Below are 14,118 nucleotides of genomic sequence, written 5' to 3'. Positions count from 1 at the left end.
CGCGGAATCTGAAAGCTTGGATGGAGACTCCACCTGCGCGGTCACATTTAAGCACTTCATCGGCGATATGCCTAAAGTCTTTGTTTACCAGCACCGGCCCCCTCGCGGGCTTGCCCGCACCCACAATCTTCAGCCCTGTGGCAATCCTGTGGGAGCGGGCAAGCCCGCGAAGGGGCCGACACAGCTACAGGAGCAAATCCTCCAACCGCCCATGCAAACGCTGCGGCAGGTTCTCCTGGATCTCGATCAACGCCCGCTGGATGGCACTCTGGAAGCCCTGCACGCCCGCCGAGCCATGGCTCTTGATGACGATGCCCTGCAGGCCGAGGAAGCTCGCCCCATTGTGCCGCGCCGGCGCCAGGTCGGCCTGCAGACGCTTGAGCAGCGGCATCGCCATGGCCCCGGCCATGCGCGCCAACACGCCACCCTTGAACAACTGCTCGATGCGCGCACCGATCATCGTTGCCAGGCCCTCACTGGACTTGAGCAGGATGTTGCCGACGAAGCCGTCGCAAACCACCACGTCCGCCTCGCCACGATACAACCCGTCACCCTCGACGAAGCCCACATAGTTGAGCCCGCGAGCGTTCTGCAACAGGCTGGCCGCCAGCTTGACCTGCTGGTTGCCCTTGATGTCCTCGGTGCCGATGTTCAGCAGCGCCACGCGCGGCCTGTGCACGCCCAGGGCTTGCGCAGCCACCGAGCCCATCACGGCGAACTGGTAGAGGTTTTCCGCACTGCAGTCGACGTTGGCCCCCAGGTCGAGCAGCTGGCAATAGCCGGACTGGGTCGGGATCGCCGCCACCATGGCCGGCCGATCGATACCCGGCAGGGTCTTGAGCACGAACCGCGACAGCGCCATCAACGCACCAGTGTTGCCGGCACTGACACAGGCCTGCGCCTTGCCATCGCGCACCAGTTCGAGGGCGATGCGCATCGACGAGTCGGGCTTGCCACGCAGCGCCTGGGACGGCCGCTCATCCATGCCGACCACCTCGCTGGCGGCCACAATTTGCAGGCGCGCGCGATCCGCAGCCGCAAGGCCGCTGACAAGATCTTCAAGGAGGGAGGGTTGACCGACGAGGGTCAGGTGCAGCGAGGGAGTAGCCGAAAGGCAGGCAATGCTAGCCTGGACAATGCTGCGGGGACCGAAGTCCCCGCCCATTGCGTCGATCGCGATGATCTGAGCGGACAAGGATTACTCGTCAGCGCCCTTGTCGATCACTTTGCGACCACGGTATACGCCTTCTGGCGAAACGTGGTGACGCAGGTGTACTTCACCGGTGGTTTTCTCTACCGACAGCGCGTTTTCCGACAGGGCGTCGTGCGAACGGCGCATGTCACGGGCAGAGCGGGATTTTTTGTTCTGCTGAACAGCCATAATTGATTAACTCCTAAACGTTTGGGTCACGCTTTAACTGCGCCAAAACACTGAACGGGTTGGACCGCGATACCTCGTCCTTGCTCGATTCGGGCTCGTCTGCGCCCGCCGGCTGCTGGCATTCTTCCGGATGGTGAGCAGGCACGATCGGCAAGGCGAGCAGAAGCTCTTCCTCGATCAATGCCTGCAGATCCAATGGATCTTCGCCCAGTTCCAGCACGTCATAGCCTTTCGGCAACGACTGGGTATTCGCACCCTCCTTCACCACGGCGTATGTACATTCGCTGTGGATCGGCAGGGTGACCAGCTCAAGACAACGCTGGCAAACCATCTTGACCTCGACGTCCAGCTCGCTGTGGATAACCACTACGTGCTGTTCATCTCGTTCAAAATCGAACTTCGCCTGCACCGTACCGACATTGTCGGAAAGCGGGTCGCAGAGTCTTTCCAAATCAGCGAGTTGCAGCGAACCGTTGATGGTTACGCCGCGATCAGCCAATTTGCGCGGGTCAACGTGAGGTGGAATCGGGTCATTCAACATAGGCGCAGCATTCTAGGGATGCCCCCCGCCCCTGTCAAAGGAAATTCGGCGGCATCGTGCGTGATAGAATTTGGTTCAACCGATCCAGGAGTCTACCATGCTTCCTCTGTTACTGGCTTCCAGCTCTGCCTATCGCCGTGAACTGCTCGCACGCCTGCGCCTGCCCTTCAGCTGGGCAAGCCCTGACATAGACGAACAGCGCCTGCCTGGCGAACCGGCAGCGGACCTGGTGCGGCGCCTGGCCAGGCACAAGGCACAAGCGCTGGCCAGCAGCCATCCGGCACACCTGATCATTGGTTCGGACCAGGTTGCGGTGCTGGGCGAACAGGTACTGGGCAAGCCGCACACCTTCGAGCGCGCCTGCGAGCAGTTACTGGAGTGCAGCGGGCAACAGGTGAGTTTTCTGACCGGGCTGGCACTACTGAACAGCGCCACCGGGCAATGCCAGGTGGATTGCGTGCCGTTTACCGTGACATTGCGTGAACTGAGCCGCGAGCAGGTGGAGCGCTATGTGGCGGCAGAACAGCCGCTGGATTGCGCTGGCAGCTTCAAGGCGGAGGGGCTGGGGGTGAGCCTGTTCCAGAGCACGCACGGGTGCGATGCGACCAGCCTGATCGGGCTGCCTTTGATTCGGCTGGTGGATATGCTGACCAAGGAAGGCATGGCCATCCCTTGAGACCCTGGGGCCGCGTTGCGGCCCCGGCAAACTCGGTTCAGCGCAACTGCGGCCCCTGGAACCCCATCCACATGGCCAGGTGCTCGGCCACGCTGGCCCCTACGCGCTTGGAGAAGCGATCGAGCGGCGATTCCTGCACGGTGAAATCCACCAGCTCTTTTTCGCCAACGATTTCCCGCGCCACGTAGCTGGCACTGCCCAGCCCATCGACCAAGCCCAGCTCCTTGGCCTGCTCACCCGACCAGACCAGGCCACTGAACAGCTCAGGGTGGTCCTTGTCCTTCAGACGCTCGCCGCGCCCTTGCTTGACCATGGCGATGAATTGCTTGTGGGTGACATCCAGCACACCTTGCCAGAAGCGGGTCTCGTCAGGCTTTTCCGGCGAGAACGGGTCGAGGAAGGCCTTGTGCTCGCCCGAGGTATAGGCCCGCCGCTCGACGCCCAGCTTCTCCATGGTGCCAACAAAGCCGTAACCCGCCGCCGTCACGCCGATCGAACCCACCAGGCTGGCCTTGTCGGCGTAGATCTCGTCCGCCGCACTGGCAATGTAGTAAGCACCGGAAGCGCCCAGGTCAGTGATCACCGCATACAGCTTGATGGCCGGATACTCGGCGCGCAGGCGGCGGATTTCGTCATACACGTAGCCCGCCTGCACCGGGCTGCCACCCGGGCTGTTGATACGCAGCACCACCGCCTTGGTCTTGCTGTCCTTGAACGCCTCGCGCAAGCCCTTGACGATGTTGTCGGCGCTGGCCGACTCCTGATCGGCAATCATGCCGCGCACTTCGACCAACGCGGTATGGCTGACATTGCGCGACGCGGCCTTGTCCATGTCCATCAGCGGCGTGAACAACGCCAGGATGCCGAACAGGTAGACGAAGGTCAGCAGCTTGAAGAAGATCCCCCAGCGACGCGTCCGGCGATGCTCCTGGACGTTCGCCAACAGGGTCTTTTCCAGCAGCCGCCAGCTGTTGCGCGCTTCGCGCTCGTCGGGTTCGGTCTCAGGGGCTTTCCATTCGTCTGCCATGCTTACCTACCTTGGAAAAGGAATTGCGGAACCGCCCAGCCACTCGCGCAACTGGGAAAAGTGATCGAGGCATACCTGCGGCCCGAACTCGGCCAGCGCCTGCAGCGACATGGCACCATAGCCCACGGCCGCCGAATGCATGCCGGCATTGCTGGCCATCTGCAGGTCGAACGCCGAATCGCCGATCATCAGCGCACGCCCCGCTTCGACACCACAATGACCGAGAATTTCCTCGAGCATGCGCGGGTGCGGCTTGCCACGGGTCTCGTCGGCGGCGCGGGTGATGTCGAAGAACTGCTCCCAACCATTGGCCTTGAGCACCCGGTCCAGCCCACGGCGCGCCTTGCCGGTGGCCACCGCCAGGCGGTAACCCTCGGCACGGAAGGCATCCAGCGACTCCACCACGCCATCGAACAGCGGCGAGGGCTGCTGGTCCAGGGCCATGTAGATATCGGCATAGTGCTGACGGAAGCTTTCGACTTGTGCAGGCGCCAGGTGCGGGTACAGGGTGTGGATCGCCTCGCCCAGGGCCAGGCCGATGATGCCCTTGATCGCATCATCGCTGCTTTGCCCCTCGCCGGCACGCTCGGCGGCGGCGTTCATGGCCTCGACGATGCGCCCGATGGAGTCGGCCAACGTGCCATCCCAGTCGAAGATCAGTAGCTCATAGCCCTTTTTCATAGGTCAGGATGCACTCAGCCGCTCAACGGTTTTCGCCCACATCTCATCCACCGGCGCCTCGAGCTTCAGCTCGCCGCCGTCTGGCAGCGGCACGGTCAGCGCGTAGGCATGCAGGAACAGGCGCTTGCCACCCAGCTCGCGAATTTCGCGGCTGAAGTCTTCATCGCCGTACTTGCTGTCGCCGGCGATCATATGCCCGGCATGCAGGGTGTGCACGCGGATCTGGTGGGTACGGCCGGTGATCGGGCGCGCCTCGACAATGGTGGCGAACTCGCCAAAGCGGCGCAGCACGCGGAACAGGGTCAAGGCCTCCTTGCCTTCTTCATTGACCTCGACCATGCGCTCGCCGGAACGCAGGTTGCTCTTGAGCAACGGCGCGCTGACCTGCTTCTTCGACGTCGGCCAGTGGCCGCGCACCAGCGCCATGTAGCGCTTGTCGACACCATCACCGCGCAGCGCAGCATGCAGGTGGCGCAGCATGCTGCGCTTCTTGGCGATCATCAGCAGGCCGGAGGTGTCACGGTCCAGGCGATGCACCAGCTCCAGTTCCTTGGCATCCGGGCGCAGCTGGCGCAGCGCCTCGATCACGCCAAAGCTCAGGCCGCTGCCGCCATGCACGGCGATGCCGGCCGGCTTGTTCATCACGATCAGCGCCTTGTCTTCGTAGACGATGGCGGCTTCCAGGCGCTGCAGCAGGCCCTGGGCCACCGGAGCCGGCTCGTCGCGCTCGGGCAGGCGGACAGGCGGTACCCGCACGATGTCGCCAGCCTGGATCTTGTATTCCGGCTTGACGCGGCCCTTGTTGACCCGCACTTCACCCTTGCGCAGGATGCGGTAGACCAGCGTCTTGGGCACGCCCTTGAGGGCCGTGATAAGGAAATTGTCGATGCGTTGGCCGGCAAGTTCCGGCGCGACTTCGATCAGCTGAACGCCGGAAGTCGGGGGGGTATTGGTCGTCATTACGGGATCATAACAATTTTTTATGGAATTGAAGCACTTAATCATTGCTGCTATAGTCGCGAACGCCGCCAAAAGCGGCAGGCCAGTGGCACCAGGCTCCTAGCCGGTCCCTGACCAACGCAATTCTCCAGGACGCGAGGCCGTCCTACGGGGTTTTCGCCAGTTTACCGAATTGCCTGGAATCGCCACCAGCGCCGTGTAGAGAAGACCGAAAAAAAACGACAAGTGCGGTGTTTCACCTGCTTACCCGATTCTTTTCGCTGCACCTCTGCCCGCCCGTCGCTTCCACGCAACGCCCGGCGAATGCTTCGGAAATACCTGCCTTGGACATGAATGGCGCCAGCGCCGAACCTGCGCTGGCGAAAAATGCAACCCGTTGCGGATTCAGCGCGCGGCAGCACCCGAATTATCAGGGATACGTGCAGGGTGGAGATGCACAGCCCTCGGACCGTGTAGCACCGCGTCCGGCCACCAGCCCACTGACGGCTGGCGAGCGGATAAGGTCCTGAACAGATGCCCCCGGGCGTCCACGGCTGACGGTTGATTCCTCCTCCTGACTGAGTGCACAAGGCCCGCTTGGTTGATTCGGATTCCAATTCGAAGCCACCGGGGCCTTGTTGGCACCGCAGCAAACAGGACGCGTCGTCGCGACAACGGCAGGCTGGGCAACCGGCTGGTGCCGAACGTTGCTCGACACGGGGGTGGCCCGGCCACCCTTTGCGCACCTTGGCACCGACCATGAGACGTCGTGTGTGCCGAACGCCGTTTCCGGCAGCCCGGAAACCGACGGTACAACATGAAAAGAATGCTGATTAACGCAACTCAACCCGAAGAGTTGCGTGTAGCCCTGGTGGACGGCCAACGTCTCTACGACCTGGACATCGAGTCCGGCGCGCGTGAGCAGAAAAAGGCCAACATCTACAAAGGCAAGATCACCCGCATCGAACCCAGCCTCGAAGCCGCCTTCGTCGACTTCGGTTCCGAACGTCACGGCTTCCTGCCGCTGAAAGAAATCTCCCGCGAATACTTCAAGAAAGCCCCCGAAGGGCGGGTCAACATCAAGGAAGTGCTGAGCGAAGGCCAGGAAGTCATCGTCCAGGTCGAGAAGGAAGAGCGCGGCAACAAAGGCGCCGCCCTCACCACCTTCATCAGCCTGGCCGGCCGCTACCTGGTCCTGATGCCGAACAACCCGCGTGCCGGTGGCATCTCCCGCCGCATCGAAGGCGAGGAACGCAACGAACTGCGCGAAGCCCTGAACGGCCTGACCGTGCCGGGCGACATGGGCCTGATCGTGCGCACTGCCGGCCTTGGCCGCAGCAGCGAAGAAATGCAGTGGGACCTCGATTACCTGCTGCAACTGTGGACCGCCATCAAGGAAGCGTCCCAGGACCGCGCCGCACCGTTCCTGATCTACCAGGAAAGCAACGTCATCATCCGCGCCATCCGCGACTACCTGCGCCAGGACATCGGCGAAGTGCTGATCGACAGCATCGATGCCCAGGAAGAAGCCCTGACCTTCATCCGCCAGGTGATGCCGCAGTACGCCAGCAAGGTCAAGCTGTACGAAGACAGCGTGCCGCTGTTCAACCGCTTCCAGATCGAAAGCCAGATCGAGACCGCCTTCCAGCGCGTGGTCGACCTGCCGTCCGGTGGCTCGATCGTGATCGACCCCACCGAGGCCCTGGTGTCCATCGACATCAACTCGGCGCGTGCGACCAAAGGCAGCGACATCGAAGAAACCGCCCTGCAGACCAACCTGGAAGCGGCCGAGGAAATCGCCCGCCAGCTGCGCCTGCGTGACATCGGCGGCCTGATCGTCATCGACTTCATCGACATGACCCCGGCGAAGAACCAGCGTGCCGTGGAAGAACGCGTCCGCGAATGCCTGGAAGCCGACCGCGCCCGCGTCCAGGTCGGCCGCATCTCGCGCTTCGGCCTGCTGGAAATGTCCCGCCAGCGCCTGCGTCCATCGCTGGGCGAAAGCAGCGGCATCGTCTGCCCGCGCTGCTCCGGCACCGGCATCATCCGCGACGTCGAGTCGCTGTCGCTGGCCATCCTGCGCCTGATCGAAGAAGAAGCCCTGAAAGACCGCACTGCCGAAGTGCGCGCCCAGGTGCCGATCCCGGTAGCCGCGTTCCTGCTCAACGAGAAGCGCAACTCGATCACCAAGATCGAACTGCGCACCCGTGCACGGATCATCATCCTGCCGAACGACCACCTGGAAACCCCGCACTTCGAAGTCCAGCGCCTGCGCGACGACAACCCGGAAGTGCTGAGCAACCAGTCCAGCTACGAAATCGCCGCCGCCGAAGCCGAAGAAGCACCGCAGCCAACCGCCACCCGCACCCTGGTTCGCCAGGAAGCCGCGGTGAAGACCGCCCCGGCCCGTGCCAATGCGCCGGTTCCGACCGCCGTTGAAGAGCAGCAGCCAGCCGCACCGGCCACCCCTGCGCCGAGCGCGCCGGAGCCGAGCCTGTTCAAGGGCCTGGTGAAATCGCTGGTCAGCCTGTTCGCCGGCAAGGAAGAACCTGCCGCCGCGCCGGTCGTCACTGCCACCGAAAAACCGGCTGCCGAACGCAGCCCGCGTAACGAAGAACGCCGCAACGGCCGCCAGCAGAGCCGCAACCGCAACGGCCGCCGCGACGAGGAACGCAAGCCACGCGAAGAGCGTGCCGAGCGTGCACCACGTGAAGAGCGCCAGCCACGCGAGGAGCGTGCACCGCGCGAAGAGCGTGCGCCACGTGAAGAACGCGCCCCACGCGAAGAGCGTGCACCGCGTGAAGAACGTGCCCCACGCCAGCCACGCGAAGACCGCCGCGGCAACCGTGGCGAAGAGCGCGTGCGTGAACTGCGTGAGCCGCTGGACGCCACCCCTGCCGAGCGCGAGGAGCGTCAGCCGCGTGAAGAGCGTGTAGCCCGCGAAGAGCGTGCACCGCGAGAGGAACGTGCTCCGCGTGAAGAGCGTGCGCCACGTGAAGAACGCGCCCCGCGCGAAGAACGTGCTCCTCGTGAAGAACGCGCCCCGCGCGAAGAACGTGCTCCTCGTGAAGAACGCGCCCCGCGTGAAGAGCGTGCTCCTCGTGAAGAACGCGCCCCTCGCGAAGAACGTGCTCCTCGTGAAGAACGCGCCCCTCGCGAAGAGCGTGCTCCCCGTGAAGAACGTGCCCCGCGCCCACCGCGTGAAGAGCGCCAGCCACGCGCAGCCGAAGAAGCGGCCGTGCAGGCTGCCGAACTGGCCGAAGAGCAACTGCCGAGCGAAGAGTTGCTGCAGGACGAACAGGAAGGCACCGATGGCGAGCGCCCACGCCGCCGCTCCCGTGGCCAGCGTCGTCGCAGCAACCGTCGTGAGCGTCAGCGCAACGCCAATGGCGAGCTGATCGAAGGCAGCGACGAAGAAGGTAACGAAGAGCAGCCGCAACAGCACCAGGCCACCGAGCTGGGTGCCGAACTGGCTGCGGGCCTGACCGTGACTGCGGCTGTCGCCAGCAGCAGCATCAGCGCCGAAGCCGAAGCCCAGGCCAACCAGCAGGCCGAGCAGGCTACCGCTGAAGTCGCTGCTGCAGAAACCGGTGACCGCGAAGCCGCCCAGCCTGTAGAGCAGGCCGAAGCAGCCGCCAAGGCGGAAGAAGTTGCCGTGGCACCGGTGGTCGAGCAACCGTTCAGCGAGCCTGTGGTCGCAGTCGAGGCAAGCGCCGAGCCTGTGGTCGAAGTCGCACCGCAGCCCGTGGTTGAAGCGGCACCAGCCGTCGAGCCAGCCGTGGCTAGCGAAGCTGCGACCGAAGCGCCTGCTGTCGAGGCCGGTGAAATCGAACAGGCCCCGGCCGTGATCGAAACCGCCGCGGTTGCCGAACAGCCTGCGCCGGTTGTCGAGGCCCAGCCAGAAGTGGTTGCCGCCGAGCCTGCCCCGGTGGTCGTCGAGCCGGTAGTCGTCGAGCCTGCCCCGGTTGCAGCCCCTGTGGTTGCCGAACCTGCCACTGTCATGCTGGCCAACGGCCGTGCGCCGAACGATCCGCGTGAAGTGCGCCGCCGCAAGCGTGAGGCCGAGGCTGCCGCCAAAGCCGCACAGGAAGCTGCAGCAGCGGCCGAGGAACCCGCCCTGGAATCCACCGATGAGCAAAAACCTCATCACGGTTGATAGCCAAGGCTGAATGAAAAAGCCCCGCCAGTGCGAACTGGCGGGGCTTTTTCTTGGGCTACTGTTGCATCTCAGCTTCGCAGCATGAATTGCCGGGGCCGCCTTGCGGCCCTTCGCGACGCAAGGCCGCTCCTACACAGGGGTAATCAGTGGGCCTGACAGGGCCAGGCCTATCAGTAGAGGTTGGGCTCCATCTCCAGCTCGACGCCAAAGCGCTCCAGGATATCGGCCTGGATCCGCCGCGCCAGCGCATGCATCTGCGCCCCGCTCGCCTGGCCATGGTTGACCAGCACCAGCGACTGCAGGCGATGCACCCCGGCATCGCCCTCGCGGTAGCCCTTCCAGCCGGCCTGCTCGATCAACCAGCCAGCGGCCAGCTTCACCTGCCCGTCGGCCTGGGGATAAGCCACCACGCCAGGGTACTGGGCCCGAATACGCTCGACCTGCGCCGCCGCTACCACCGGGTTCTTGAAGAAGCTCCCGGCATTGCCCAGCTGTGCCGGGTCTGGCAACTTCTCGCGGCGAATGCTGCAGATCGCTTCGCTGATCGCCTGCGCGGTCGGCTCGCTCACGCCCTGCTCGGCCAGGCGCTGACGCACCGGGCCGTAATCCAGGTGGGCGTGCAAGGTGCGGCTCAAGGCAAAGCGCACCCGCAGGATCAACCAGCGCCCAGGGTTGCGCTTGAACAAGCTGTCGCGATAACCAAAGGCACACTCCGCCAGGCCGAAGTCACGCAATGCGCCGGTCTCACGGTCGAGGGCGGTCAGGCCGACGAAAACATCCTTGATTTCCACGCCGTAGGCGCCGACGTTCTGCATCGGCGCAGCGCCAACCGTGCCAGGGATCAGGCTGAGGTTCTCCAGCCCGCAATAGCCCTGCGCCAGCGTCCATTGCACGAACGGGTGCCAGGGCTCACCGGCTTCGGCCTCGACCACGATGCGTTCGCCGTCGTCACTGAGTACGCGCCGGCCACGACTGGCCATGTGCAATACCCAGGCGTCGATATCCCTGGTCAGCAACAGATTGCTGCCACCACCAATCACCAGCACCGGCAAGCCGTGCTGCTGCGCCTGGCTCAAGGCCTGGCGCACTTCCTGGTCGTCATGGGCCGGGCTGAAATAACGCGCCTTCACGTCGATGCCAAAGGTGTTGTAAGGCTTGAGCGAGACCTGCTCCTGCCACTGCAGTGTCATAGCCGCCCCTTGATTTCCAGCACCAGCGCCTGGCACGCCGCCTCGACCAGGTCGAGCACCTGCTCGAAGCCGTCGGCACCGCCGTAGTACGGGTCTGGCACTTCATCCAGCGCTGCGCCATAGCGGCGCAGGAACAGGTCAAGCTCCCCCACTGCCGTGTGCGGGCGCAAGGCACGCAGATGGCTGAGGTTGCTCTCGTCCATGGCCAGGATCAGGTCGTATTCGGCAAAATGCGCCACCTTGACCTGCTGGGCGCGCTGCTGCGACAGGTCATACCCACGCGCGAGCGCCGCCTTGCAGGTACGGCTGTCGGGCGCCTTGCCGACATGCCAGTCACCGGTGCCGGCGGAAGCCACATGCACCTTGTCGGCTAGCCCGGCAGCCTGCAGTTGATGGCGCAGCACGCCTTCGGCCGTGGGCGAGCGGCAGATATTGCCCAGGCAGACGAACAGAATGCGCATCAGGCCTCCAGCAAGCGCCGTACGCGCTCCAGGTCTTGCGCAGTATCCACGCCAACGGCAGGCGCCTCGATGGCATCTTCGACGTGAATGCGCACGCCATGCCACAACGCCCGCAGTTGTTCCAGCGATTCAGTCTGCTCGAGCCAGCACGGCCCCCAGCTGACGAAGTCCTGCAGGAAGCCGACACGGTAGGCGTACATGCCGATGTGGCGACGATAAGGCACGCCTTCCGGCAGCTGGCTACGGTCGCTGGCGAACGCGTCACGCGCCCACGGCAGCGGCGCGCGGCTGAAGGTCAGGGCCAGGCCATGCTTGTCACTGACCACCTTGACCGCATTGGGGTTGAACACGGTTTCCGGCTCATGGATCGGCTCGGCCAGGGTGGCGATGCCAGCCTGCGGGTGCGCGGCCAGGTTGGCTGCCACCTGATCGATGATTACCGGCGGGATCAGCGGCTCGTCGCCCTGCACGTTGACCACGATGGCATCGGCCGGCAGGCCCAGGCGCGCAGCCACTTCGGCCAGGCGGTCGGTGCCCGATTCGTGGTCGGCACGGGTCAGCAGCACTTCGGCGCCAAAGGCCTGGCAGGCCTCGACGATGCTGGCATCGTCAGTGGCGATGACCACACGGCCGGCGCTGCTCTTGCGCGCCTGTTCCCACACATGCTGGACCATCGGCTTGCCGGCGATCGGCAGCAACGGCTTGCCCGGCAGGCGCGTGGAGCGCAGGCGGGCAGGAATCACCACGGTGAAGTTCAGGCTCATTTGTCCAGACGCTCGTCGTCGGTCAGGGTGCGAGCCTCGCTTTCCAGCATTACCGGGATGCCATCGCGGATCGGGTAGGCCAGGCCAGCGCCCTTGCTGATCAGCTCGGTCTTGTCGGCACTGAGCTTGAGCGGGCCCTTGGTGATCGGGCAGGCCAGGATATCGAGCAGTTTGGTGTCCATTGGAGCTTCCTTTAGGCCAGGTGGCCGGAAATTGATAACGGGCTCAGGGCTTGCGCAGCAAGCGTTGCAACTGGTCGTCGAACCAGGCGCTGAAGGCTGCCGTAGGCTGGGCGTCGACAGCCAGGTACCACCAGTCGTCAGCGGCGAAGGCCCGGCATTTCACCGCGTCCTTCTCGGTCATGACCAGTGGCAGCGTTGGGCTGAAGGCCAGGCTTGCGGCGCTGAACTGCGCATGGTCGGCAAAGGGATGCGGCACCGGCCGCCAGTTTAGCCCCAGCAGGGTATTGAAGAAACGTTGCGGATTGCCGATACCGGCCACCGCATGCAGGCGTTGGCCAGCGGGGAAATGATCGAGCGCGCGGCGCTCGCCACTGCGCAAGTTGACCAGGGCGGATGGTTGCAGGCAGAAGCCGAAGCCATCGGCGCGGTCCTCGCGGCTACCGTTGAACAGCACCGCATCCGCGTCGTGCAGGCGCTCGGCCGGCTCACGCAACGGCCCCGCCGGCAGGCAGCGGCCATTGCCCAGGCCGCGGGCGGCATCGATCAGCACCAGTTCCAGGTCACGCGCCAGGCGGTAGTGCTGCATGCCGTCGTCGCACAGGATCAGGTCGAGGGGTTCGCTGGCCAGCAATGCCTGTACCGCGCGGGAGCGGTCGGGGTCGATCATCAGCGGCACGCCGCTGCGCTGCACGATCAGCAGCGGTTCGTCGCCGGCCTGCTCGGCAGGCTGGTCGGCCTGCACGCGCCATGGCAGCTGCGGCGGTTTGGCGCCATAGCCGCGGCTGACCACCCCGACCTTCAGCCCCTGCCGGCGGCAGTGCTCGATCAGCCAGAGGATCATCGGCGTCTTACCGGTACCGCCCACGGTGATGTTGCCGACCACGATGACCGGCACCGGGGCCCGGTAGCTGGTGCTTTCGCCACGCACGAAACGCGCCCGCTTGCGGGTGACCACGCAGCGGTACAGCGCCTCCAGCGGGCGCAATAGCGCCAAGGCCGGGTGCCCGGCGTACCAGGCCGCGAGCAATCGGTCGGCGAAGGCCATCAAGGCGTCCCCTGGGCCGCCTCGACCGTGGTCATGCGCAGCTGGCTGAAACCGAGCTTGCCGGCGGCATCCATCGCGGTGACTACAGCCTGGTGCGGGGTCCTGCCATCGGCGCTGATGGCCAGTGGCAGCTTGTTGTCGCCGCCCGATTCACGCTCGATCGCCTCGCTCAGGGTGGCCAGGTCGCTCTTGGGCAGCAGGTGGTTGTTCACCGAGTACACGCCTTCGGCGCTGATGGTGATTTCCACCAGCTTGCCCTGGTCGGCCGGCGTCGGCTCGGCGCTGGTGGCTTCGGGCAGCTCGACGCGCAGCTGGGTCTCGCGGGTGAAGGTGGTGGTGACCACGAAGAACAGCAGCAGCACGAACACCACGTCGATCAGCGACGCCAGGTTGATGTCGACGTTCTCCCGCTGGCGATTGCGCCGGAACTTCACGCCTTGCCTCCGGCCACTTCCACTTCACGGTCGCCCTGGAGTACTTCCACCAGCTTGATCGCTTCCTGTTCCATGCCGACCACCAGCTCATCGATGCGGCGCAGCAGGAAGCGGTGGAAGAACACCGCCGGGATACCGACCATCAGGCCGGCCGCGGTGGTGACCAGGGCCTTGGAGATACCGCCCGCCAGTACGGCTGCGTTGGCGGTCATCTGCGAGCCGATGAAGGCGCTGAAGATGTCGATCATGCCCAGCACGGTGCCCAGCAGGCCGAGCAGCGGAGCCATGGCAGCGATGGTGCCGAGGGTGCTGATGTAGCGCTCCAGCTCGTGGATGACGCGCGAGGCAGCTTCCTCGATGCATTCCTTCATGATTTCGCGGCCATGGCGCGAGTTGGCCAGCCCGGCAGCAAGGATTTCGCCCAACGGCGAATCGGCGCGCAGGGCCTTGAGCTTGTCACTGGTGAGCTGCTTGTCCTTGATCCACATCCAGACCTGGCCCAGCAGGTGCGGCGGGGTGACGCGACTGGCGCGCAGGGTCCACAGGCGCTCGACGACGATAGCCATGGCGGCGATGGAGCTCAGAATGATCGGCAGCATCATCCAACCACCGGACTTGACCAATTCCCACACAGTAAA

At 64.7% G+C, this 14,118-nt stretch carries 15 protein-coding genes; 2 read left to right on the top strand and 13 right to left on the bottom strand.

Annotated elements, in window-relative coordinates; all coding sequences use genetic code 11:
* Nucleotides 1-184 precede the first annotated feature (184 nt).
* The 3 genes from plsX to HG549_RS07460 are packed head-to-tail and all read right to left on the bottom strand — an operon-like array spanning nt 185 to nt 1,922.
* Entirely contained in the window at nt 185-1,195 is a 1,011-nt protein-coding gene (plsX, locus tag HG549_RS07470; protein WP_170028913.1) for a phosphate acyltransferase PlsX, read from the bottom strand.
* Nucleotides 1,196-1,198: 3 nt separating this feature from the next.
* Entirely contained in the window at nt 1,199-1,381 is a 183-nt protein-coding gene (rpmF, locus tag HG549_RS07465) for a 50S ribosomal protein L32 (protein ID WP_010223221.1), read from the bottom strand.
* Nucleotides 1,382-1,394: 13 nt separating this feature from the next.
* Nucleotides 1,395-1,922 (bottom strand): YceD family protein, encoded by a 528-nt coding sequence (locus HG549_RS07460; protein WP_170028912.1) that lies wholly within the window; start codon nt 1,920-1,922, stop codon nt 1,395-1,397.
* 97 nt (nt 1,923-2,019) lie between these two features.
* On the opposite strand from HG549_RS07460, the gene HG549_RS07455 reads away from it, so the two are divergent.
* Complete coding sequence (locus tag HG549_RS07455) at nt 2,020-2,598, top strand: nucleoside triphosphate pyrophosphatase (RefSeq protein WP_170028911.1); 579 nt, start codon at nt 2,020-2,022, stop codon at nt 2,596-2,598.
* A 37-nt stretch (nt 2,599-2,635) separates the two neighbouring features.
* Here the strand turns inward: HG549_RS07455 and HG549_RS07450 are convergent, their stop codons facing one another.
* The 3 genes from HG549_RS07450 to rluC are packed head-to-tail and all read right to left on the bottom strand — an operon-like array spanning nt 2,636 to nt 5,266.
* Complete coding sequence (locus HG549_RS07450; RefSeq protein WP_170028910.1) at nt 2,636-3,625, bottom strand: S49 family peptidase; 990 nt, start codon at nt 3,623-3,625, stop codon at nt 2,636-2,638.
* 6 nt (nt 3,626-3,631) lie between these two features.
* Complete coding sequence (locus HG549_RS07445) at nt 3,632-4,306, bottom strand: HAD family hydrolase (protein ID WP_170028909.1); 675 nt, start codon at nt 4,304-4,306, stop codon at nt 3,632-3,634.
* A 3-nt stretch (nt 4,307-4,309) separates the two neighbouring features.
* Nucleotides 4,310-5,266 (bottom strand): 23S rRNA pseudouridine(955/2504/2580) synthase RluC, encoded by a 957-nt coding sequence (gene rluC, locus HG549_RS07440; RefSeq protein WP_170028908.1) that lies wholly within the window; start codon nt 5,264-5,266, stop codon nt 4,310-4,312.
* A 796-nt stretch (nt 5,267-6,062) separates the two neighbouring features.
* Here rluC and rne point away from each other — a divergent pair.
* On the top strand, nt 6,063-9,401 hold the full coding sequence (gene rne, locus HG549_RS07435; protein ID WP_170028907.1) for a ribonuclease E: 3,339 nt from the start codon (nt 6,063-6,065) through the stop codon (nt 9,399-9,401).
* 173 nt (nt 9,402-9,574) lie between these two features.
* Here the strand turns inward: rne and murB are convergent, their stop codons facing one another.
* The 7 genes from murB to HG549_RS07400 are packed head-to-tail and all read right to left on the bottom strand — an operon-like array spanning nt 9,575 to nt 14,112.
* The gene (murB, locus tag HG549_RS07430; protein WP_170028906.1) at nt 9,575-10,594 is read right to left on the bottom strand and encodes a UDP-N-acetylmuramate dehydrogenase; all 1,020 of its coding nucleotides are present in this window, start codon (nt 10,592-10,594) and stop codon (nt 9,575-9,577) included.
* A complete protein-coding gene (locus HG549_RS07425; protein WP_170028905.1) occupies nt 10,591-11,055 on the bottom strand; it encodes a low molecular weight protein-tyrosine-phosphatase in 465 nt (154 codons plus the stop codon). Before HG549_RS07425 ends, murB begins: the two co-directional genes overlap by 4 nt.
* Nucleotides 11,055-11,819 (bottom strand): 3-deoxy-manno-octulosonate cytidylyltransferase, encoded by a 765-nt coding sequence (gene kdsB, locus HG549_RS07420; protein ID WP_170028904.1) that lies wholly within the window; start codon nt 11,817-11,819, stop codon nt 11,055-11,057. Before kdsB ends, HG549_RS07425 begins: the two co-directional genes overlap by 1 nt.
* Entirely contained in the window at nt 11,816-12,001 is a 186-nt protein-coding gene (locus HG549_RS07415; protein WP_003247142.1) for a Trm112 family protein, read from the bottom strand. Before HG549_RS07415 ends, kdsB begins: the two co-directional genes overlap by 4 nt.
* Before the next feature lie 43 nt (nt 12,002-12,044).
* A complete protein-coding gene (gene lpxK, locus HG549_RS07410; protein ID WP_170028903.1) occupies nt 12,045-13,046 on the bottom strand; it encodes a tetraacyldisaccharide 4'-kinase in 1,002 nt (333 codons plus the stop codon).
* Nucleotides 13,046-13,480 carry a biopolymer transporter ExbD gene (locus HG549_RS07405; RefSeq protein ID WP_170028902.1) on the bottom strand — a complete coding sequence of 145 codons (435 nt, stop codon included), beginning with the start codon at nt 13,478-13,480 and terminating at the stop codon, nt 13,046-13,048. The genes lpxK and HG549_RS07405 overlap by 1 nt, the downstream gene beginning before the upstream one ends.
* The gene (locus HG549_RS07400) at nt 13,477-14,112 is read right to left on the bottom strand and encodes a MotA/TolQ/ExbB proton channel family protein (RefSeq protein ID WP_170028901.1); all 636 of its coding nucleotides are present in this window, start codon (nt 14,110-14,112) and stop codon (nt 13,477-13,479) included. Before HG549_RS07400 ends, HG549_RS07405 begins: the two co-directional genes overlap by 4 nt.
* Between the last annotated feature and the right edge of the window lie 6 nt (nt 14,113-14,118).

The sequence above is a fragment of the Pseudomonas sp. SK genome (genome assembly GCF_012975065.1).
In the GTDB taxonomy this organism is placed as follows: Bacteria; Pseudomonadota; Gammaproteobacteria; order Pseudomonadales; family Pseudomonadaceae; genus Aquipseudomonas; species Aquipseudomonas anuradhapurensis.
The sequence above is the reverse complement of the archived record's forward strand: the minus strand, read 5'-3'. Positions and strand labels throughout refer to the sequence as shown.

What these genes read in the sequence shown, in the direction of transcription:
- HG549_RS07455 (WP_170028911.1), top strand. Translation starts at nt 2,020, where the DNA reads ATGCTTCCTCTGTTACTGGCTTCCAGCTCTGCCTATCGCCGTGAACTG.
- rne (WP_170028907.1), top strand. Translation starts at nt 6,063, where the DNA reads ATGAAAAGAATGCTGATTAACGCAACTCAACCCGAAGAGTTGCGTGTA.
- murB (WP_170028906.1), bottom strand. Translation starts at nt 10,594, where the DNA reads ATGACACTGCAGTGGCAGGAGCAGGTCTCGCTCAAGCCTTACAACACC.
- HG549_RS07445 (WP_170028909.1), bottom strand. Translation starts at nt 4,306, where the DNA reads ATGAAAAAGGGCTATGAGCTACTGATCTTCGACTGGGATGGCACGTTG.
- kdsB (WP_170028904.1), bottom strand. Translation starts at nt 11,819, where the DNA reads ATGAGCCTGAACTTCACCGTGGTGATTCCTGCCCGCCTGCGCTCCACG.
- HG549_RS07425 (WP_170028905.1), bottom strand. Translation starts at nt 11,055, where the DNA reads ATGCGCATTCTGTTCGTCTGCCTGGGCAATATCTGCCGCTCGCCCACG.
- rluC (WP_170028908.1), bottom strand. Translation starts at nt 5,266, where the DNA reads ATGACGACCAATACCCCCCCGACTTCCGGCGTTCAGCTGATCGAAGTC.
- HG549_RS07450 (WP_170028910.1), bottom strand. Translation starts at nt 3,625, where the DNA reads ATGGCAGACGAATGGAAAGCCCCTGAGACCGAACCCGACGAGCGCGAA.
- HG549_RS07415 (WP_003247142.1), bottom strand. Translation starts at nt 12,001, where the DNA reads ATGGACACCAAACTGCTCGATATCCTGGCCTGCCCGATCACCAAGGGC.
- rpmF (WP_010223221.1), bottom strand. Translation starts at nt 1,381, where the DNA reads ATGGCTGTTCAGCAGAACAAAAAATCCCGCTCTGCCCGTGACATGCGC.
- HG549_RS07460 (WP_170028912.1), bottom strand. Translation starts at nt 1,922, where the DNA reads ATGTTGAATGACCCGATTCCACCTCACGTTGACCCGCGCAAATTGGCT.
- lpxK (WP_170028903.1), bottom strand. Translation starts at nt 13,046, where the DNA reads ATGGCCTTCGCCGACCGATTGCTCGCGGCCTGGTACGCCGGGCACCCG.